This is a genomic window from Hwangdonia lutea, assembly GCF_032814565.1.
Lineage (GTDB): Bacteria > Bacteroidota > Bacteroidia > Flavobacteriales > Flavobacteriaceae > Hwangdonia > Hwangdonia lutea.
Genome location: NZ_CP136521.1, coordinates 655,424 through 676,435, shown reverse-complemented (window position 1 = coordinate 676,435; position 21,012 = coordinate 655,424). Strand labels below are relative to the sequence as shown.

The window sequence follows — 21,012 nt, the reverse complement described above, 5'->3', positions numbered from 1 at the left end:
TTTACGCAGGATTTTTTTTGTTAAAAGTATAAAGTTATATATTGCTGAAAAATTTCATTTTAACCCTAACCAAAATATTACCGCAACCAAAATGAATTCGTTTCCCCAATTAGAAGAAAAGATAAACAATGCCAAAAGTTTAGATTTTGGCGACGTAATTTCAGCATCAATCGATTTGTTTAAACAAGTTTGGTTAAAAGGCTTTTTAGCCATTTTGTTTTTAATGGTTGGCGGTTTTGTAATTGCTTTTACGTTTTCATTAATTGGATTGGCCCCAGAAAATTACCTGTTTGAAAATGGGTTTGAAATGGAATCGTTTTTAACCTTCTATTCCGCAAATGCGCTTTATAGTGTTCCGCAGTCTATTTTGGCAAGCACCTTAACTATAGCGTTTTTATCGGCATTTTATAGAATATGTAAAAATCACGTTTTAGGAAAGGATGAAGGCGACGATTACTTTTATTTTTTTAAGAAAGAATATTTTAGCAAAGTGTTTATGCTCGGGTTAATTTACACTGGCATTTCAACACTTGCACAACTCCTGTTTTTTATACCATATATATATGTGCTGGTGCCGCTATCGTATTTCTCCATCATATTTGCCAATAATCCAAATTTAACCGAAGGCGAAATTGTCAAAGCCAGTTTTAAACTTGGTAATAAAAAATGGCTGCTCACATTTGGTGCCATGTTTGTTACCGGCATTTTAGCCATGTTAGGGATTTTGGCTTGTGTTGTTGGCTTGTTCTTTACCATATCACTTGCCTATTTACCTGTGTTCTTTATTTATAAAGAGGTTGTGGGTTTTGAGGAAATTAATGAAATAGACCAAATAGGAATGGGCGACGAATCAAACTATTAAACTAACCATAAAATTAAAATAAATGAATACTATGAACACATTATTACAAAAAATTGAAAATGCAAAAGACTTAGATTTTGGCGATATTTTTGGTAAGTCCATTGAACTTTTTAAAAAGGTTTGGGTGCAAGGTTTGTTGATGCTGCTCTTAACTATGGTATTAATGATACCTATTTATTTAATTACATTTTTACCCATGATGGCCATTGGGGTTATTGAGCCCGAAGCCATGCAACAAGGGCAAGAACCAAATATGGCGCTGCTTATCCCTTTTTATCTTATTACAATAGTATTTAGCTTTTTTGCTATGATTATTGCTTTCGGTTTAAAATCAGCATTTTATAGAATTTGTAAAATAAAGGATTTAAATGAAGCGGGGTCTGATGATTATTTTTACTTCTTTAAAAAGCCCTATTTAGGTAAAACCATAAAATTGGCGGCCATGACCTTCGGAATTAGTCTAATAGCAGCGCTGCTTTGTGTGTTGCCTGTTTTTTATGTTATGGTGCCCATCGCATTAATCAATGTCATTTATGCCTTTAATCCAGACTTAACCGCTTCCGATATCGTAAAAGTTGGATTTAAGTTAGGAAATAAAAAGTGGTTAATAACCTTTGGATTACTTATTATATCCAGTATTTTGGCTCAATTGGTTGGAATGATTATGTGTTTTATTGGGGTGTTCGTCACCGCATCATTTGCATATTTACCAGCGTATTTTGTTTATAAGGAATCCGTGGGTTTTAACGAAACAAGTGCTATTGAAGAAATAGGAACAAGCGTAGAATAAATTTTAAAATCATTGTAAAAGCCTGTGTTTATGCATAAAAATACAGGCTTTTTTTATGAATTAATTCACAGATTATCCATAAAAAGTTATAGATAAACTTTTTTTCATATACATTTGTAGCTTCAAAAAATCAAGTATGGCGAAGAATTTAGTAATTGTTGAGTCACCAGCAAAAGCGAAAACCATTGAAAAATTTTTAGGAAAAGATTTTAAAGTGGAGTCGAGCTTTGGGCATATCGCCGATTTACCTTCAAAGGAATTGGGCGTTAATGTTGATGGTGATTTTAAACCAAAATACGAAGTTTCCAAAGATAAAAAAGCAGTTGTAAAAAAGTTGAAAGACTTAGCTAAAAAAGCAGAAATGGTTTGGTTGGCAAGTGATGAAGATCGCGAGGGTGAGGCCATTGCATGGCATTTAGCCGAAGCTTTAAAGCTGGATAAAGAAAAAACCAAACGTATTGTTTTTCACGAAATAACTAAAACGGCCATTCAACGTGCCATTGATAATCCACGAGGTATCGATTACGATTTGGTTGATGCGCAGCAAGCACGCCGCGTGTTAGACAGAATTGTGGGCTACGAACTCTCTCCAGTGCTTTGGCGTAAAGTAAAAGGCGGTTTGTCGGCAGGTCGTGTACAATCCGTTTCAGTGCGATTAATTGTAGAAAAGGAGCGTGAAATTCAGGGGTTTAAACCGGTGGCTTCCTACAGGATTGATGCGGAGTTTTCAAACGAAGACGGCCAAACTTTCAAAGCCAAACTACCTAAGAATTTTTCAACCAAAGAAGAAGCCCAAAAGTTTTTAGAACAAAATGCTTCAGCCGATTTTAAAGTAGCCGATTTACAAAAAAAGCCAGCTAAAAAATCACCTGCAGCACCGTTTACTACATCAACATTACAACAAGAAGCATCGCGTAAACTTTATTTTTCAGTAAGTAAAACCATGACGATGGCACAGCGCCTGTACGAAGCCGGTTTAATTACTTATATGAGAACCGACAGCGTTAATTTATCCGACGAAGCCAGAAAAGGTGCAGAGGCCGAAATTAAGGCGGCGTTTGGCAACAAATACAGTAAACCAAGAAATTATAAAGGCAAAGCAAAAGGCGCACAAGAGGCTCACGAAGCTATTCGTCCAACAAATTTTGCAACACATTCGGTTGATATCGATTATGACCAAGCACGGTTATACGATTTAATTTGGAAACGTTCAATTGCCTCGCAAATGAGTGAAGCAGAATTGGAGCGAACCAATGTTAAAATCAGTGCATCAACACATAAAGAAACCTTTACAGCAAACGGCGAAGTCATCACTTTTGATGGTTTTTTAAAAGTGTATTTGGAAGGTACCGATGATGAAGATGTTGAGCAAGATGGTATGTTACCGGCCATGAAAACCAACGAGACTCTGCTTAATAATTACATTACAGCAACCCAGCGTTATACGCGTCCGCCAGCAAGATACACCGAAGCTTCTTTAGTAAAGAAATTAGAAGAATTGGGTATTGGTCGTCCGTCTACTTATGCGCCAACCATTTCAACCATTCAAAACAGAAATTACGTTGAGAAAGGAACGGTTGAAGGTGAAGAACGAAACTATGCACAACTCACTCTTAAAAGCGGACAAATAAAAGATAAAACACTTACCGAAAAAGTGGGTTCAGATAAAGGAAAACTCGTTCCGACTGATATAGGAATGATTGTAACCGATTTTTTAGTCAATCATTTTGAGCAGATTTTAGATTACAATTTCACGGCAAAAGTGGAAGCCGATTTTGATGATATTGCCGATGGTAAAGAGGATTGGACTAAAATGATGAAATCGTTTTATAAAGATTTTCATCCGCAGGTTGAAGATGTAAAAGAAAATGCCGAAAGAGAATCTGGTGAACGTGTTTTAGGTAAAGACCCCAAAACGGGTAAGCAAGTTAGTGTACGATTGGGCAAGTTTGGGCCTATGGTGCAAATAGGTACGGTTGATGACGACGAAAAGCCACAATTTGCAAGCTTAAGCCCAGATCAACAATTAAATACCATTACCTACGATGAAGCCATGGATTTGTTCAAGCTTCCAAAAGATTTAGGAACTTTTGAAGGTGAAGATGTTCAAGTTAACAACGGGCGTTATGGGCCTTACGTTAAGCACGGCAGCGTATTTGTATCGTTGCCAAAAGGCACCGACCCGCTAAGCGTAGAGCTAGACGATGCCATTGTTTTAATTAAAGAAAAACAAAAAGCCGATGCTCCTATATATATGTATAAGGATTTACCGGTGCAAAAAGGTAAAGGGCGTTTTGGGCCATTTATAAAATGGAACAATATGTTTATTAACGTAAACAAAAAATACGATTGGGATAATTTATCTGATGAAGATATTGTTGAATTGATTGAAACAAAAATTCAAAAAGAAATCGATAAAGTCATTCATAATTGGGAAGATGAAGGCATTCGTGTTGAAAAAGCACGTTGGGGAAGGCACAATGTTGTAAAAGGAAAGGTAAAAGTAGAATTGGCAAAAACCGTTGATGTGTCAGACATGACATTGGAAGAGGCCAAGGCTTTAATTGAAGCTAAAGCACCCAAAAAGAAAACAGCCAAAAAGAAAACGACCAAGAAAAAAACAACAGCTAAAAAGAAATAATTTATGAACTTTAATTTTCTTGCACCTGTTTCAGATTTGGTTGTAGCGCATAACGAGTTACTCTCATCGCAGGCGTTGGGACGGAAAATACGAATTCATTCTGCTCAAAATGGTATCCCAGATTTAGATGGTGTTAATATTGCGATCCTCGGTGTTTTAGAAAATAGAAACGACGTAAATTATATTGGCGAAGAATTTCAACTTAACGAAATCAGAAAATCGCTGTATGCCCTTTTTCCCGGAAGTTGGAGTACTACTGTTGCCGATTTAGGTAATATAGACAAGGGCGAAAGTGTTGAAGATACTTATTTTGCATTAAAAGAAGCCATTACCATATTGGTTAAAAGGAAAATAATCCCGCTTATTTTGGGTGGCTCTCAAGATTTAACCTATGCCAATTATAGGGCTTACGATGCCTTAATACCCATGGTTAACGTGGTAAATGTAGATAGCAAATTTAATTTAGGCGATTCGGCAAAACCCATAAAAAACAACAGTTTTGTTGGGAAGATTATTTTAGACGAACCCTACAACCTGTTTAATTATGCCACCATAGGCTACCAAACCTATTTTAATTCGCAGGAAGAAATCGATTTGATGGATAAGCTTTATTTTGAATCGTATAGATTGGGTCAAGTGTCAAACGATATAACCATTGTCGAGCCGGTACTGCGCGATGCCAATATTGTAAGTATCGATTTAAGCGCCGTAAAAGCGTCAGAGCTTAGCATCAACCAAAAATTTTCACCCAACGGTTTAGATGGTAAAGAAATTTGTGCCATTGCACGTTATGCAGGTATAAGTAATAAGGTGTCGTCGTTCGGAATTTATGAATATAAACCATCAAAAGACGACGAAATTACATCACTCCTAATTGCCCAAATGATTTGGTACTTTATCGAAGGTGTTAATTTTAGAGTGAAAGATGATGATTTCTCAGATGAAAAAAGCTATCAAAAATTCATTGCTTTGGTCGATGAGCAAGAACTGGTGTTTTACAAGAGTGTAAAAACAGGCCGGTGGTGGATTGAGATTCCTTTTTTATCAGAAGTCAATAATAAATTAAAAAGGCATACGTTATTACCTTGCATGCATCAAGATTATTTGGATGCCTGCAAAAATAAGGTGCCAGAACGGTGGTATAAAGCATTTCAAAAGAATTGTATCTAAAAGACAAAGTATGGTCAAACCGTCTATTTTGTCGGTGAAATGTAATTTTTTCACGATGAAATGTAATTTTTTTGTAAAAAAAGTTGTTTTTTAAAAAATATATAAATATGTTTACGCTCTCGAATATGAAGCTTAAATAATTAACCTCGAGTTTTCTATGGATATGAAGAAGTTTATTTTATTAACCGCAGTATTAACATTACTAGCTAGTTGTGGCTCTAAAGATAGAGGTGAATTAGTAGGTGTTAAAGGTAAAAAATGGCACCCAGAAAAGCCGTATGGAATGGAACTTGTTCCTGGTGGCGCATTTATAATGGGTAAAGCCGACGACGATCTTGCCGGCATACATGATGCTCCCGCAAAAACAGTGACTGTTAGAGCGCTATATATGGACGCTACCGAAATCACTAATAGCGAGTACCGCCAATTTGTAAATTGGGTGAGAGATTCTATAGTAAGAATGAAGCTTGCTGTTTTAGCCGATGAGGTTGGAAAAATTCCAGAAGATGGAGGAATTGGAGAATATGCTTTTAAAGATGCCGATACGGCAAACATGTCGGTTTACGAAAAATACATGTTCGAAAACTATACTGGTTTAGGACCAACAGGTTACGAGGGAAGAAAAATAAACCACGATGTCGATTTAATTTTTGATACGGCCGAATATCCAGATGAGTATTATACAGAGGTTATGGATACCATGTATTTGCCATTGGAGGAATCATATAATGGTCAGCGTACCTGGGATGTTAAAAGGTTTAAGTTCCAATATAGTTATATGGATATTCAAGAAGCTGCACGTAACAGAGGTGTTAAACGTAGTGAAGTAATTAAGAAAGAAGCATTACCTATTTATCCAGACACCACAGTATGGATTAGAGATTTTGCTTATTCGTATAACGAGCCCATGCATAACGATTATTTTTGGCACGATGCTTATAGCGAGTATCCAGTTGTGGGGATAACTTGGAAACAAGCCAAAGCCTTTTGTGAGTGGAGAACCATTAACAAAAACGCTTATCAGAAATCTAAAGGAGCAGCCTTTGTAAATAGATTCAGATTACCATCTGAAGCAGAATGGGAGTACGCCGCCAGAGGTGGTCTGCAAGCGGCAACATACCCTTGGGGCGGGCCTTACACAAAAAGCGACCGAGGTTGTTTTCTGGCAAACTTTAAACCTGTTCGTGGCGATTATGCAGCAGATCAAGCATTGTACACCGTAGAAGCTAAATCTTACGAGCCTAACGATTATAACTTATACAATATGGCCGGTAATGTTTCAGAATGGGTAAATGCATCTTACGATCCAAACTCATACGAATACACGTCAACAATTAATCCAAGTGTAAACGATAACAACAATCAACGTAAAGTTGTTAGAGGTGGTTCTTGGAAAGATGTGGCATACTTTTTACAAGTAAGTACAAGAGATTACGAATATGCAGATTCTGCAAGAAGTTATATAGGTTTCAGAACCGTACAAGATTACATGGGGACACAAGTAACTGGTCAGTAACCTTAATTAAAATTTAATTAAATCAAATCAATAATAATAACTATTAATTAACCTACTTAAGTATTACTACTTAAAATTTAAAACCGAAAAATTATGGCACAGTCAAAAGCAAGTAAAAGATTTATGAATATGGCTTACGGATTAGGAGCATCAATTGTAATTGTTGGCGCCCTGTTCAAAATTATTCACTTTGAAATAGGTCCTTTAACAGGTAACGTAATGTTAACCTTGGGTCTTGTAACCGAAGCAATTATTTTTGCAATATCGGCATTCGAACCAGTAGACGAAGATTTAGATTGGTCTTTAGTGTATCCAGAATTAGCTGGAGGACAGGCTGATAAAAAAGAAAAAGAAAACCCACAGGGACTTTTATCTAAGAAATTAGACGAGCTTTTAAAAGATGCCAAAATTGATGGCGAACTAATGGCTAGTTTAGGCGACAGCATTAAAAACTTTGAAGGTGCCGCAAAAAACATATCTTCTACGGTAGAGTCGGTTGAAGCTTCTAAAAAGTACGGTGAAGAGCTAACCCTTGCTGCTGCACAGATGGAGTCTTTAAACAGCCTGTATAAAGTACAGTTGGAAAGCATCAATAAACAAGCAGCCATTAACGAAGAGTCTGTAGAAAATGCTGCTAAATTAAAAGAGCAAATGCAATCTTTAGCGTCAAATTTATCGTCGTTAAACGGCGTGTACGGTGGTATGTTAACTGCAATGAACAAAAACTAATTAGGGGGTTAACCCAATTAATAATTAACCAAAAACCTAATTAGACATGGCAGGAGGAAATTTATCACCACGACAGAAAATGATTAATCTGATGTATTTAATATTTATAGCAATGCTAGCTTTAAATATGTCGAAAGAAGTGCTTTCAGCCTTCGGATTAATGAACGAAAGACTTGTAGAGTCAAACGAAGCCGCCGAGGCTCGTAACAATAATTTTGTAGCAAGTTTAAAACTCAAAGCAGAGGAGCAGCCTGAAAAATACGAGCCTTTAAAAGCCGATGCAGAGAAATTGCATAAGTTGGCTACGGATTTCGATAGTTATTTAGCAGAGCTAAAAGGCAAAATGCAAGCCACTGTTGATGATCCTACCGATTACGAAATAATGGACAAAGGCGATTACCTTGACCAAAATTTCTTTAAAGGCGATAAAATAAAACCAGAAGGTCAAGAGTTTTTAAGCCAAATCAATACTTTTAGAGAAGGCGTGGTATCTTTATTGGAAGGTAAGAAAGGAATGGAAAACGTTATTAAAGACGTTAAGGAGAAATTCAATACCGATCAAGAAATCAATAGAGATGGCATAAAGGTAGATTGGTTGGATTACCACTACAAAGGCTTTCCTTTGGTAGCATCGTTAACTAAAATGACACAGCTTCAAGCGGATGTAAAAACAACTGAATCTGAAGTTTTAAGCAACATGTTGCAAGGTACACTTTCCAGTGAGGTATCAATGACCAACTACACCACATTAATGGAGACTTCAAAGTCAGCTTACTTTAACGGTGAGCAGTTTGACGGACAAATTGTGTTAGGACGTAAAGATGCTTCTACAAAACCTAGTAGAGTAGAATTGACTTTAGACGGCAGACCGCTATCTGAAAATCAATATACTATTGAAGATGGTAAAGTGAAATTAAAAATAGGAACCGGCGGTGTTGGCGAACATAAAATTGAGGGTAAATTAATTTTCGACCAAGATGGTGAAGAAATTGAAGTGCCTGTAAATTCATCATTCGCAACCGTTGCAAAACCAAATGCAGCAACTATTTCAGCTGATAAAATGAACGTGGTTTATAGAGGTGTAAAAAACCCAATGACTATTTCATTTGCTGGTATTCCTGATAATAAAGTATCTGCAAGTGCTCAAGGTTTATCAAGAAAATCTGGAAGTAGCTATGTTATGGATGCGACAAGAATTAAAGGAAGAGAAGTTACTATTAACGTAACTGGTACTTTGCCAGACGGTGGTAGAGTAAGCGATAACGCAAAATTCAGAATTAAGGATTTACCAAAACCAACAGGTACGGTAAGAGGTGAAGATGGGGCATTGAAAATGCAACGTAACAGCCTTGAAATATCTACTATTGGTGCTAAATTTGACGATTTCGATTTCGAATTACCATTACGTGTTACAGGATTTAAATTTAAAGTTCCTGGGCAACCCACAATAAATGTTAACGGAAACAAGTTAGATAGTAGAGCCAAAGGTGCTTTACGTAAAGCTAAACGTGGTTCTGGAGTTCAAATATTCGATATTGAAGCTAAAGCCAGTGGTGTTAGCGTGATCCTTAAAAAAGTATCGCCAGTATTTGTTGAGCTTACAAACTAGATAAAACCATTAGAGATAATCTTTAAAAGAAAGATTATCTCTAATAATTAAATTGTAAAATAGAAATTAAGATGAACTTAAAAAGTTTTTTATTAACCGTAACAACTGTTTTTACAGTGTCTGGTGTAATGGCACAAGCTAATATACTAAACGCCAAAAGCCCTGAGGAAATTGGGGTGCGAACAGAGGCCCAAAAAGCAGTCGATAACGATAAACCTTTGGAATATGGCTACGTTGACGATAGAGACGTTCTTTTCGCTAAAATGGTTTGGGAAAAGATTGTTTTGGATGAGCGTTCTAATTTTCCGTTGTACTATCCTATCGATACTAATAATATCGGTAAAAACAGACGTTCGTTGTACGATGTGCTTATGAAAAGCGTAAAAGACGGAAAAATAAAAAACATTTATGATGATTCGTACTTTACAACTAAGCGGACTTTAAAAGATATTGAAGCGGCCTTAACCATGATTGATACAACCGAATTGGGTATCGAGCAATTAAATGCCGGTGAAGAGTTGTCTCCGGAGTATATTAACAGACGTGATATTACGGCTGCTGATATTAAAGAATATCATATTAAAGGCCTTTGGTATTTTGATAAGCGTCAATCGGAAATGAAATACCGTTTATTAGGCATTGCACCAGTGGCACCCGATGTGAATTTTATTGATACGGACGAGCCAGATTTAGTACCTCTATTTTGGGTGTTTTTCCCAGATGCCAGAGAGGTGCTTCACGAAGCAAAATCGTTTAATAACGAGAACAGCTCCATCCCTTTTTCTTTCGATCATATATTGAATTCGAGACGTTTTCACGGATATATATATAAAGAAGAAAATGTACAAGGCGATAGAACAATTAGCGAATATGTATCTGATAATGCATTAATGCAACTGTTGGAATCTGAACGTATCAAAGATAAAATTCGAGATTTCGAATTGGATATGTGGACCTATTAAGTCGCACAAAACAGAATATTGTAAAAAGACTGCTTATTTAAGCAGTCTTTTTTTGTACAAAAAAAACACTCATGTGTCAGGTTGAGCGCAGTCGAAACCTAAATAAATAATTGAAAAGTTTAACCCTCAAAATGGTATCTTCGCAACTTATGCAAGTAGATTACATTATAGTCGGCATCGGATTAGCAGGTATTAGTTTTTGCGAACAGTTAAAGGCCAATAACAAAACATTCGTGGTTTTTGATGATAAATCGCAGCAATCATCTGTAGTTGCGGGCGGTCTGTACAATCCCATTGTGTTAAAACGATTCACATCGGTTTGGAAAAGCAAAGCGCAATTACATATGGCATTGCCCATGTACGCCAAATTGGAGCAAACACTCAACATAAAATTGGATTATAAAATTCCGGTGTATCGAAAATTTGCATCGCTGGAGGAACAGAACGATTGGTTTTCAGCAACTGATAAACCCCTGTTGGCTGAGTACCTTTCAACAAATATTATTAAAAATGAAAATAACGCCATTGAGGCGCCTTTTGGTTTTGGCGAAGTGTTGCAAACGGGTAGAATTGACGTAAAATGTTTAATAGATGCTTATAAAAACGAACTTTTAAAAGAGCAACTATTTTTTGAAGACACTTTTAATTATGAGGCTATTGAAATTATTGAAAATGGTGTAACATATCAAAACATTAAAGCAAAACATATGGTGTTTGCTGAAGGTTTTGGGGTTGTTAAAAATCCGTTTTTTAATACTTTACCCTTGGTGCCAACAAAAGGTGAACTTTTAATAATCGAAGCAACAGATTTAAAGATAGATTTCGTGCTTAAATCTGGTGTGTTTTTAATTCCGTTGCATAATGATTTATATATTGTTGGTGCCACCTACGACTGGGACGATACCACAAATAAAACGACTGATAAAGCCAAAGATGCCCTTTTAAGCAAGCTTAAAAAGTTAATTAGGTGCCCGTTTAAAGTGGTTAATCAAGTGGCGGGAATACGGCCGACCGTAAAAGACAGACGCCCCTTGGTTGGCCAACATGCCACCTATAAAAATATGTATGTTTTAAACGGGTTGGGCACACGAGGCGTTATGATTGGCCCTTATGTGGCGCAGCAGCTGTACCAATTTATTGAAAACGATGTGCCTTTAGAAAATGAAGTTGATATTAAACGTTTTACCAATTAAAGTTGTGTTGTTGCGTTAGGGATTGAACGGCATGTTTGAGCTCGCCGACGCAGGAGGAAGCGAGTAGTGAAAGCCCGACCTTTAGGTAACGCCCAAAAAGACATTATTTTTTAGCCAAATTTTTGTCGTAATGTATAAAAAGGTTAATCCAAATATTTCTGGAAAGCCTTAAAATAACAGGCATAAAAACAATGAGTGTTGCTATTATGGCGATAAAAACGTTATGTATGCTGGCATTGAAAATAAAAAACGAAACTACAAATGCTGCAGTTGCAAACGCAATGCCCACGGCATAACTTACATACATGGAGCCGTAGAAAAACGACGGTTCGATTTTGTATTTGGTGCCGCAATTCGAGCAAGTTTCGTGCATGCTTAAAGCCTCTGTAAGTATATACGGATTCTTGTTTTTAAACATAGGCTCTTCATGACATTTAGGGCAGGTGCCAGTAAAAATGCTATATAATTTTGATCCTTTTTTAAACATATATTTTAATGTACTTTTGCAATCGCAATCGAAAAATCATTTCTCGACTTTTTGTCGCGATTTCCTTTTTAAAATTGTCTTTCTCGCTAAGTCGGGAATTTAGAGCAAAAATAACCTTTAATAATTAAGTGTTGGTAATTTAAGTTACATTTCTATGATGAACATTCATAATTTATCGATTTCGTTTCAAGGCGAATACCTATTCGAAGACATTACATTTAAACTTGGTAATGGCGATAGGGTTGGTCTTATTGGAAAAAACGGCGCTGGTAAATCGACGATGCTAAAAATTTTATCTAAGGAAATGGAACCCGATTCTGGGCAAATTGCAGCCGACAAAGAACTTAAAATCGGTTTTTTAAAGCAGGACATTGATTTTGTTTTTGGAAGAACCGTACTCGAGGAAGCTTACGAAGCTTTTACCGAAATAAAAGAATTGGAAGCCAAAATGGAAACGGTAAACACCCAAATGGCAGAACGTACCGATTATGAAAGTGAAGGCTACCACCAACTGATGGTTGATATTAACGAACTACAGCATCAATACGAGATTTTAGGCGGATACAATTACCAAGGCGATACCGAAAAGATTTTACAAGGCTTGGGTTTTAAACGCGAAGATTTTAATATGCTTACCGATACCTTTTCTGGCGGTTGGCGCATGCGTATTGAATTGGCAAAGCTTCTTCTTCAGAATAATGATATTTTATTATTGGATGAGCCTACCAATCACTTGGATATTGAATCCATAATTTGGCTTGAGGGTTTTTTAAAAGGCTACCCTGGTGCTGTGGTTATTGTGTCGCACGATAAAATGTTTTTGGATAACGTAACCAACAGAACCATTGAAATTTCGCTAGGTAGAATTTACGATTACCCCAAACCCTATACCAAGTATTTGGTATTGCGTGAAGAATTGCGAACGCAACAATTGGCATCTCAAAAAAATCAGCAAAAACAGATTGAACAGACCGAGAAACTTATTGAGAAGTTCAGGGCCAAAGCCTCAAAAGCCACCATGGCGCAGTCGCTTATAAAAAAGCTGGATAAGATTGATAGGATTGAGGTTGATGAAGACGACAATAGTGTGATGACCCTTAATTTTCCGGTTTCGATAACCCCAGGAAAAGTAGTGGTTGAGGCTGAAGGCGTATCAAAAAATTACGGTGATAACCAAGTTTTAAAAGATATTGATTTGCTTATTGAGCGCGATAGTAAAACAGCATTTGTTGGGCAAAACGGACAAGGTAAATCGACGTTAGCAAAAATTATTGTTGGCGATATAAAATATAACGGACATTTAAAGTTGGGCCATAATGTACAGATAGGCTATTTTGCGCAAAACCAAGCCGAATATTTAGATGGCAATAAAACGGTGCAGGATACCATGATTGATGCCGCAAACGAAACCAATAGAAGTAAAGTGCGCGATATTTTAGGCTCGTTTTTATTTAGGGGCGATGAGGTTGATAAGTACGTGCGTGTGCTTTCTGGAGGCGAGCGTAACCGTTTGGCATTGGCTAAATTAATGTTACAGCCTTTTAATGTTTTAATCATGGACGAGCCTACAAACCATTTGGATATTAAATCTAAAAACGTACTGAAAGAGGCTTTAAAACGATTTGAAGGCACTTTGATTTTAGTATCGCACGATCGTGATTTTTTACAAGGATTGACCAATAAGGTTTACGAATTTAAAGACCATAAAATAAGAGAATATTTAGGCGATATCGATTATTATTTAGATCAGCGTAAAGTTGAGAGTTTGCGCGAAGTTGAAAAACGCACTGTGGTTAAAGAAACTCCTAAAGTAAAAAAGCAACAAACTTACGAAGACCAGAAAAAGCTAAAGTCTTTAAATAATAAATTGAGCAATGTCGAGTCGAAGATTAATCAAATAGAACGCCAGATTAAAGCTATTGATGCATCGCTCGAAATCAATTATGAAGAAGTAACATCTCAACCCAATTTCTTTGAGAACTATCAAAAAAAGAAAACGGATTTAGAAGGTTTTATGCAAAAATGGGAAGATATCCATCTTGAAATCGAGCAACTCACCGATTAGGATATGTTAAAATTTTATGTATTACATCGATTAAAATAGTATTTAATCTGTATAACGCCTATTTTCGTAAGTGAATTAATCCCAAATCTATTTATGATGAAGAATTTGAAATTTATGGTTGTATGCTTTCTAGTATCAGCATATTCTTTTGCCAACATTTCCTCGAATGAAAAAGACGCTTTAATTGCTTTATATAATTCAACAAACGGTAGCGAATGGAACTCTACTTGGGATTTAAACGCTTCTGTAGATTCGTGGTACGGTGTAACTATGGAGAATGATAAAATTGTTGAATTAAATTTACCATTTAACAATCTTCAAGGACATTTGCCAAAAGAAATTGGCAACCTTGTTTATTTAAAGAAATTAAATTTTGGATTTAATAAATTAACGGGAAAAATTCCATCAGAATTAGCAAATTTAAAAGCACTGACTTCTTTAGAATTGTTTATGAATAGTTTTGAAGGTGAAATACCAGCAGAACTTGGAAGTTTAACAAAACTAGAATCATTAAAATTATACAGCAATAAGCTTTCGGGAAATATCCCGATGGAGTTGATGGGTTTAACCAATTTAAAAGAGCTTTTATTAGGGAGCAACTTTTTAACGGGCACGATTCCTAACCAAATTTACGCTTTGTCAAAATTAGAAAAGCTAAGTGTTATGGACAATAGAATGGATGGCGAAATACCAGTTGAAATTGCGCAATTAACCGAGTTGCAAGAGTTATTGTTATCAAGCAATAAATTTTCGGGCGATTTACCAATGGAGTTTATGAACTTAACTAAATTGAACACATTTATGGTAAGCGACAATAATTTAAACAAGGAATATATCAGCGCTTCCGGGAAGAATCCACCGAGTTTAATGCATTTAGAATTACAGAATGCAACGGCTACGATGGATATTGAAAAAGAATAGTTAGAGTAAAGTTTGTTTTATAAATTAGTAAAATAGATAGCAATTATTGTTATCTATTTTTTTTTTAGTTTTATGCAGAAATGGAAGAGCATTATTTTACGTGTCCGTATTGTTGGGAAACTATTTCGATGTTGTTAGACAATTCTGTATCCAGTCAAGTTTTTATAGAGGATTGTGAGGTTTGCTGTAACCCAATTGAAATTTCCATACGTTTTTCAAATTCAGAATTAGTACATTTTCAGGCAGATAGCATTGGGCAATAATATTTTGTGAATTTATTATTGTAGAAATTAAAAAGGGTTGTATATTTGCAGTCCTATATCGCGGGATAGAGCAGTAGGTAGCTCGTCGGGCTCATAACCCGAAGGTCACTGGTTCGAGTCCAGTTCCCGCTACTAGTAAAAACAAGGGTTTCAAGAGATTGAGACCCTTGTTTTATTTCTATGGGTACAGAATAGGTACAGAATAATGCTTTTTTCGTGTTCTACATAATATTTGTTGTTATTTATCCTCTTTGCCTATTAAAAGTTATGAATTTATGCCTTAAATCATACTTTTTTTATAATCAATCAGCCCATTCTCAATATTATATTCTACGCCAGAAAGCACATTAATTGATTTTACTTATAAAATGTTTGGTTGTAATTCTTGCATAATGACATAAAAAATTTTAAATTCGTGTTTTGCGAATCGCGAAATAAAAACAAAAAGTATGAAGAAGCATAATGGAATGCGTCCACATGATATTGTTATTTTATTAAAAATAGTAGCAAAGGGTGATCATGATTGGTTGATGAAAGATATTGCAAACGAGCTTTTTATTAGTAACAGTGAAGTAAGCGAATCTTTAAATCGTAGTGTCCTTGCAGGTCTTATTGCTAGTGATAAAAAACGTGTTATGAGACAAGCTTTAGTGGAATTTATAACATCGGGATTAAAGTATGTGTATCCACAACAACCAAGCGGTTTAGTAAGGGGGATTCCAACAGCACATAGTGCGCCGCCACTTTCTGAAATTATACAAAGTGAAGAAATATATGTATGGCCATATGCAGAAGGAAATGTTAGAGGGTTTTCTATTGAGCCCTTACATCCAAATGTACCAAAAGCAGCATTAAAAGATCATGTACTACATGAATTATTGGCATTAGTAGATGCTATACGTTTAGGGAATGTTAGGGAGCAAAAATTTGCAACACTAGAACTTGAAAAACATTTCAATTGAAAAACACAATTATAAATAGAATAATCATTCAACGAGTAGCGCAAGCATTGGGTGAACTTAACAATGAAGTTATCTATGTTGGGGGAGCAACCGTCAGCTTATATATCAATGATCCAGCTGCAGATGATGTTAGACCCACAAAAGATATTGATATCAGTATCAAAATTATATCTATAACACATTTAGAAGAAATTAGAGAAAAATTAGTAGAAAAAGGATTTAAACAATCAGCAGATTTAGGTGTGATTTGCAGATTTAAGCTTGATAATATTTTGGTAGATGTTATGGGAACTAAGCCCGTAGGTTGGGCGCCTGCTAATCCCTGGTTTGAATTAGGTTTTGAACATAAAGAACAAATTCAATTGGATGAACATACCATTAATATAATGCCATTACCTTACTTTTTAGCCAGTAAGTTTGTAGCTCATGCGGACCGAGGAGGAAATGATCCTAGGATGAGTCATGATTTTGAGGATATTATTTATATTTTAGATAATCGTACAGATTGGCATGAAATAGTTATTAGTGCCAATAATAAAGTTAAAGCTTATTTGCTTCAACAATTTCAAAATATTTTAGAATCAAATAGGATGCAGGAAGCTATTTTGGGGAATCTTTATTATGAAACTCAAGAAACTAGATACAAAATGATAATGACGAAAATTCAATCACTATTTAAATAATACTAATGTCTAATAGTAAACATGCTCATTACAGGTATAATATTCTAGATAAGTGTTTTAGAAGACGTCAAAAGCCTATGACTTTTGAAGAATTACTGTCTGAAGTAAATGAAGGAATAGATGAGCTATATCCTGGTGAATCAGTCCAAGTAAGAACACTTCGAAGTGATATAGCCTTATTTAGAAATATTGAAAAGGGTTTTGGAGCGCCATTATCTGTGCAAAAAGATATGGGTAAGGAAGTGTATTGTTATTCAGATCAGAACTATTCTATTGCGCAGAAAAAGCTATTGCCATATGAGCAATATCTAATAGATGCAGCTCTGCAATTATTGGAACGTTATGATGAAAACCCGAAATATGATAAACTTTCTGAAGCATTGGTATTATTTCAAGATGAAGAAGGAGTCGCTTCTATACCGAATTATGATAAGATATTATTTTATGATAAGAATGAAGCTTATGAAGGCTTAAGCCATTTAAAACCAATTTTCTTAGCTATAAGGAATAAAGAAGTTTTGAATATCATTTTTCAAGGGTTTAATGATGAACAACCTAAAAGATTTATATTTCATCCTTATGTATTAAAGCAATACAATCAAAGATGGTTTGTATTTGGCTACAATCAAACCGACAACAAGATGTATTGGAGCATTCCGTTAGATGATAGACTTAAGCAATTTGAAGTTACCCATGAGTTAGAGTTTATTAACGATAATACAGATTGGGCTTCATTTTTTAATCAAATGGTAGGTATAAGAAAACAAAGTATTACTCAAGAACAACCAATTCCTGAAAAAGTAGTTTTAAGATTTAATCCAAATCGTCTCCAATATTTCAAAACCAAACCAATTCATCCATATTGGGATGAATTTACGGAAGAAGGCAAAGAAAATCAAGTATTTTTTGAAACTATTATTAATCTTGAGTTAATTCAGCAATTACTTTCCTATGGAAAAGATGTCGAAGTGATTGAACCTGTTAGTTTAAAAAGTAAAATGAAAGAGCATGTGGAAGTAATGCAAGAGTATTATAATTAGTGTCTGTGCAAATACTTTGCATATTTAATAACTTATTTTGAATTATTGAAATAAATTTTAATAAAAAGCTGGTAAGCACAATTTAACTAATAGCCAATGAGTTTTTTTTCTTCTTTACTGCATAAACGTAATATACCTAAACATCATGGTCGACCTCTATGGAAATATCTTTTAACCAATGAGGAATTTCAGAGACTTAGTTTTACATTGCAATTTGGGAATATTGATACCATAGACCCAAGGGATGTTACACTTTATTATGCACAATGGTGGAAAGAAAACTACAACGGAGGAATTCCCAGTAAACAGGATATTTTTGACTCTTTAGGAGGAAATATTAGGTTTAATTTAACATACGATGAATTTTATAAATTAGCCAGAATGGGTGCACAAATATTGGGTATTAAATGGATTAAAAAACAAAATACCCTCTATTTCAAAACACTACTGCTGCAAGGAGGGCTTCCTCTAAAGCATATTTCAGAAAATCATGGAAATTACAAAGCTTTCTTAGAGGCTGTTTTAGAAGAACAGCCAGAAACAATAGAAGATTTTATGTTCAAAACTCACATAATTGACCTCTTACCTAAATCTAGTCAAAATGATATCATATACGAAAATTGTCTTGAAATAGTTAAATCAATTTTAAATAACGATGGTGAATATGATAAATTACTTGAATCAGAAGACTCTCTAAAAGATATTTCAAGTGCATTAAAGGTTAAAAGTGCTTCACTAACAAAAAAAATAAAACAATCGAAAACTAAAAATTATTGGTTACTCAGTTTTAAAAATAATGAATGTAATATCTTCTTGAGACTAGGTTTAGCTAATACTTATACTAAAGATACTTTAAGTGATATTTTAGGATTTGAAGCGCTAGAAAGAGATTATCAATTTTTTATGGATGATAATCTAGTATGTGTTTTTCGTAAAATGGCAAATGGACAATTTAAAACAGACTGGTATAATCAAGAGAATAAAGAATGGGATCTTTCTACTGGTCTCCCTTACACATACGTAATTTGCAATGAAAAGAAGACTGAGTTACCAGATTATATACAAACTATTCCAAACCTAGAAGAACCTAGTTTATGGGCCAGATTTAACGATAAAGAATGGCGACTAATTAAGGGTTATGCAGCCTCAAATAAAGAAGCAGCCGTATTGTTTCCTACTCATTGGAAATGTGACCTACCTTCTTCCCTGATTTCATTATATACAAAGAGTTTTTTTTGGATGCCGTTTGAAGGCGAAGTAGATATTCAATTTGAAGAAGAGATTAAAACATATATGAGCGGTGTCAGTTCTTTCGACTGGATAATAGAAAATAAAAAACCAATTTGGATGTTGAAATCTAACTTACCAGTTGTTCAAGGAATTCCAAATATACTAGTTTATGATGATGAAGGGTATGATATTAAAAGGAATCGATTTAAAGTATGGATAAAGAAACACAATTCTAAAGATATTTGGGAAAACCTTTCTAGGTTAAGCTATATTTCTACTGGATGTTTTGATTTAAGAATTGAAAAAGATGATTTAATAGCTCACGATGTTTTTTTTAATATAGGAAATCTACAAGCCCGATATTCAAACCAATCTATTCATTCGGCACTAATTGAATTTAGAAACCTTGATTATTTTGAATGTAAACTAAATGAATCAACATTAGTACAAATAGAAGAGGATAATAATCGTTATGTTTTAAAAGTAAACACAGAGCTTTCTAAAATCCCTACTATTATAAAAGGTTCTCTAGGTTTCCCTAGTAAAAAGAAGCTCTTCTTCGATTTACTTTCACCTTTTCAAGGGATGGCGATTATAGATAAAGATGGTCAAATTATTAATGAAGATCAACCTTTATCTCTTGCCAATCTTTATGGGATGCGTATTCTTAGTACACCTAATACCGAGACTTTACTTAAAATTAAAAACAGCCTAAAAACAGATGTAAAAATCATTAAGGAGATAAAAGAATCTAATCAGCCAGTGATTTCTTTTAAAGATGAAATAGTAAGACTATTTTATCTAGCGGATGCTATGGATTTTAAAAATACTGTTTGTCTTGAGTTATCAGAGGGAAAGCATAAGAAAATCTATAAAATCTCAGGATTTAGTCATATGCTTGACATTGACAATCAATTAAGGAACAAGGTTAGTCTTTTAAATTCTAATGATAATCTTGAATTATTTGCAATCCCAGTAAATTGTACTGCAGATGAAATTGAAATTATTTCACTTGTGCGAAATGATGAATCATATGTTATTCCCTCTACTGACATTTCAAATCAATTTATTATAATTTCTTCAAAAAAAGAAGGGAAACAATTAATGCCTCGTTTTGTAAATACAGGTGATTTTTTTCTTGGTGTAGATAAATACGAACGTATTGAGAACTACCATAAAGAATTAACAATCACAACTTACAATGATGATGTTTGGCAACAGGTCTTAGCGTACTTTAAGATTTGTGTTCAATATGATTTACCGTTTTCGACCTTTGATCAATTACGAGCTATTTCTAGGGGTTCTGAAGTTGCGTCAAGAGCTTTCTTGTTTTTAGGAATTAATCAATCTGACTCAACTGAATATATCCAAAAAGCAATACCAGAGATGGAGAAAGATTTGGGTTTTTGTTTTCATTGGATAACAAAAACAGATTGGGGAAATGCTATAGCAGAGATTAATGAACCCGATAATTACAAATATTACAGCCATATAGCTGAGCTTATTTCTTCTTATATGGGTGAGAATGGCTTGCAAAAACTCTTTAAGTTTATAAGTGGTTCAAATATTGAATCAGAACCAATCTTACAAAGAAATATCCTTGACTTGAGGTCTCAACTAGGAACTAGAGTTCTTGGAGAGCTACCATATAATAGTCCTAAAATAAATGGAAATTATAATATTCAAGTTGAAGAGCACCATCAGGTCAGATTGCTTTTACAAGCCCCAATTGCCGTTGCAGAATCTATTAGTGATAGGCAGAAGGACTACCCTATATGGGCAGGTGATGAAAAAAGAGAAGTCATAAGAAGAAATATTCAATACAGTCAATATCTAAAACCAGATTTTTACAACAAAACAATTTTCCACGCCCTTAAAAGATGCTAAAT

The 21,012-nt window shown here is 34.8% G+C and carries 17 protein-coding genes and 1 tRNA gene; 17 read left to right on the top strand and 1 reads right to left on the bottom strand.

The features are described 5' to 3' along the window. Nucleotides 1–91: 91 nt before the first annotated feature. The 9 genes from RNZ46_RS02840 to RNZ46_RS02800 all read left to right on the top strand — a co-directional run bounded on the left by RNZ46_RS02840 (nucleotide 92) and on the right by RNZ46_RS02800 (nucleotide 11,472). Nucleotides 92–862 (top strand): hypothetical protein, encoded by a 771-nt coding sequence (locus RNZ46_RS02840; RefSeq protein ID WP_316983881.1) that lies wholly within the window; start codon nucleotides 92–94, stop codon nucleotides 860–862. A gap of 31 nt (nucleotides 863–893) precedes the next feature. Next, nucleotides 894–1,652 carry a hypothetical protein gene (locus RNZ46_RS02835; protein WP_316983880.1) on the top strand — a complete coding sequence of 253 codons (759 nt, stop codon included), beginning with the start codon at nucleotides 894–896 and terminating at the stop codon, nucleotides 1,650–1,652. Nucleotides 1,653–1,788: 136 nt separating this feature from the next. After that, nucleotides 1,789–4,293 carry a type I DNA topoisomerase gene (topA, locus tag RNZ46_RS02830; RefSeq protein ID WP_316983879.1) on the top strand — a complete coding sequence of 835 codons (2,505 nt, stop codon included), beginning with the start codon at nucleotides 1,789–1,791 and terminating at the stop codon, nucleotides 4,291–4,293. A 3-nt stretch (nucleotides 4,294–4,296) separates the two neighbouring features. Beyond that, entirely contained in the window at nucleotides 4,297–5,463 is a 1,167-nt protein-coding gene (locus tag RNZ46_RS02825; RefSeq protein ID WP_316983878.1) for a formimidoylglutamase, read from the top strand. 163 nt (nucleotides 5,464–5,626) lie between these two features. Then, on the top strand, nucleotides 5,627–6,979 hold the full coding sequence (gene porK / locus RNZ46_RS02820) for a T9SS ring complex lipoprotein PorK/GldK (RefSeq protein ID WP_491546689.1): 1,353 nt from the start codon (nucleotides 5,627–5,629) through the stop codon (nucleotides 6,977–6,979). A 93-nt stretch (nucleotides 6,980–7,072) separates the two neighbouring features. Beyond that, the gene (gene porL, locus RNZ46_RS02815) at nucleotides 7,073–7,708 is read left to right on the top strand and encodes a type IX secretion system motor protein PorL/GldL (protein ID WP_316983876.1); all 636 of its coding nucleotides are present in this window, start codon (nucleotides 7,073–7,075) and stop codon (nucleotides 7,706–7,708) included. A gap of 46 nt (nucleotides 7,709–7,754) precedes the next feature. Next, nucleotides 7,755–9,317 carry a type IX secretion system motor protein PorM/GldM gene (gene porM, locus RNZ46_RS02810; protein WP_316983875.1) on the top strand — a complete coding sequence of 521 codons (1,563 nt, stop codon included), beginning with the start codon at nucleotides 7,755–7,757 and terminating at the stop codon, nucleotides 9,315–9,317. A gap of 71 nt (nucleotides 9,318–9,388) precedes the next feature. Further along, entirely contained in the window at nucleotides 9,389–10,279 is an 891-nt protein-coding gene (gene porN, locus RNZ46_RS02805; protein ID WP_316983874.1) for a type IX secretion system ring subunit PorN/GldN, read from the top strand. Between the two features lie 131 nt (nucleotides 10,280–10,410). Next, nucleotides 10,411–11,472, top strand: coding sequence for an NAD(P)/FAD-dependent oxidoreductase (locus tag RNZ46_RS02800; protein WP_316983873.1), 1,062 nt, complete (start codon nucleotides 10,411–10,413; stop codon nucleotides 11,470–11,472). A gap of 103 nt (nucleotides 11,473–11,575) precedes the next feature. Here the strand turns inward: RNZ46_RS02800 and RNZ46_RS02795 are convergent, their stop codons facing one another. Next, on the bottom strand, nucleotides 11,576–11,959 hold the full coding sequence (locus RNZ46_RS02795; RefSeq protein ID WP_316983872.1) for a DUF983 domain-containing protein: 384 nt from the start codon (nucleotides 11,957–11,959) through the stop codon (nucleotides 11,576–11,578). Nucleotides 11,960–12,113: 154 nt separating this feature from the next. Here RNZ46_RS02795 and RNZ46_RS02790 point away from each other — a divergent pair, with 154 nt between their 5' ends. The 8 genes from RNZ46_RS02790 (at nucleotide 12,114) to RNZ46_RS02755 (ending at nucleotide 21,010) form a co-directional block, all read left to right on the top strand. Further along, entirely contained in the window at nucleotides 12,114–14,024 is a 1,911-nt protein-coding gene (locus RNZ46_RS02790) for an ABC-F family ATP-binding cassette domain-containing protein (RefSeq protein WP_316983871.1), read from the top strand. A 93-nt stretch (nucleotides 14,025–14,117) separates the two neighbouring features. Further along, nucleotides 14,118–14,945: a leucine-rich repeat domain-containing protein gene (locus RNZ46_RS02785; RefSeq protein WP_316983870.1), complete on the top strand. Its 828-nt coding sequence runs from the start codon at nucleotides 14,118–14,120 to the stop codon at nucleotides 14,943–14,945. Between the two features lie 80 nt (nucleotides 14,946–15,025). Next, nucleotides 15,026–15,208, top strand: coding sequence for a CPXCG motif-containing cysteine-rich protein (locus tag RNZ46_RS02780; RefSeq protein ID WP_316983869.1), 183 nt, complete (start codon nucleotides 15,026–15,028; stop codon nucleotides 15,206–15,208). 59 nt (nucleotides 15,209–15,267) lie between these two features. Then, nucleotides 15,268–15,340 (top strand) — tRNA-Met (locus RNZ46_RS02775). Nucleotides 15,341–15,657: 317 nt separating this feature from the next. Beyond that, a complete protein-coding gene (locus tag RNZ46_RS02770) occupies nucleotides 15,658–16,170 on the top strand; it encodes a hypothetical protein (protein ID WP_316983868.1) in 513 nt (170 codons plus the stop codon). Beyond that, nucleotides 16,167–16,853, top strand: a complete 687-nt coding sequence (locus RNZ46_RS02765) for a hypothetical protein (RefSeq protein ID WP_316983867.1) — start codon at nucleotides 16,167–16,169, stop codon at nucleotides 16,851–16,853. Before RNZ46_RS02770 ends, RNZ46_RS02765 begins: the two co-directional genes overlap by 4 nt. A 5-nt stretch (nucleotides 16,854–16,858) precedes the next feature. Beyond that, the gene (locus RNZ46_RS02760) at nucleotides 16,859–17,893 is read left to right on the top strand and encodes a helix-turn-helix transcriptional regulator (protein WP_316983866.1); all 1,035 of its coding nucleotides are present in this window, start codon (nucleotides 16,859–16,861) and stop codon (nucleotides 17,891–17,893) included. Between the two features lie 96 nt (nucleotides 17,894–17,989). Continuing rightward, nucleotides 17,990–21,010 (top strand): hypothetical protein, encoded by a 3,021-nt coding sequence (locus RNZ46_RS02755; protein ID WP_316983865.1) that lies wholly within the window; start codon nucleotides 17,990–17,992, stop codon nucleotides 21,008–21,010. Nucleotides 21,011–21,012 lie beyond the last annotated feature (2 nt).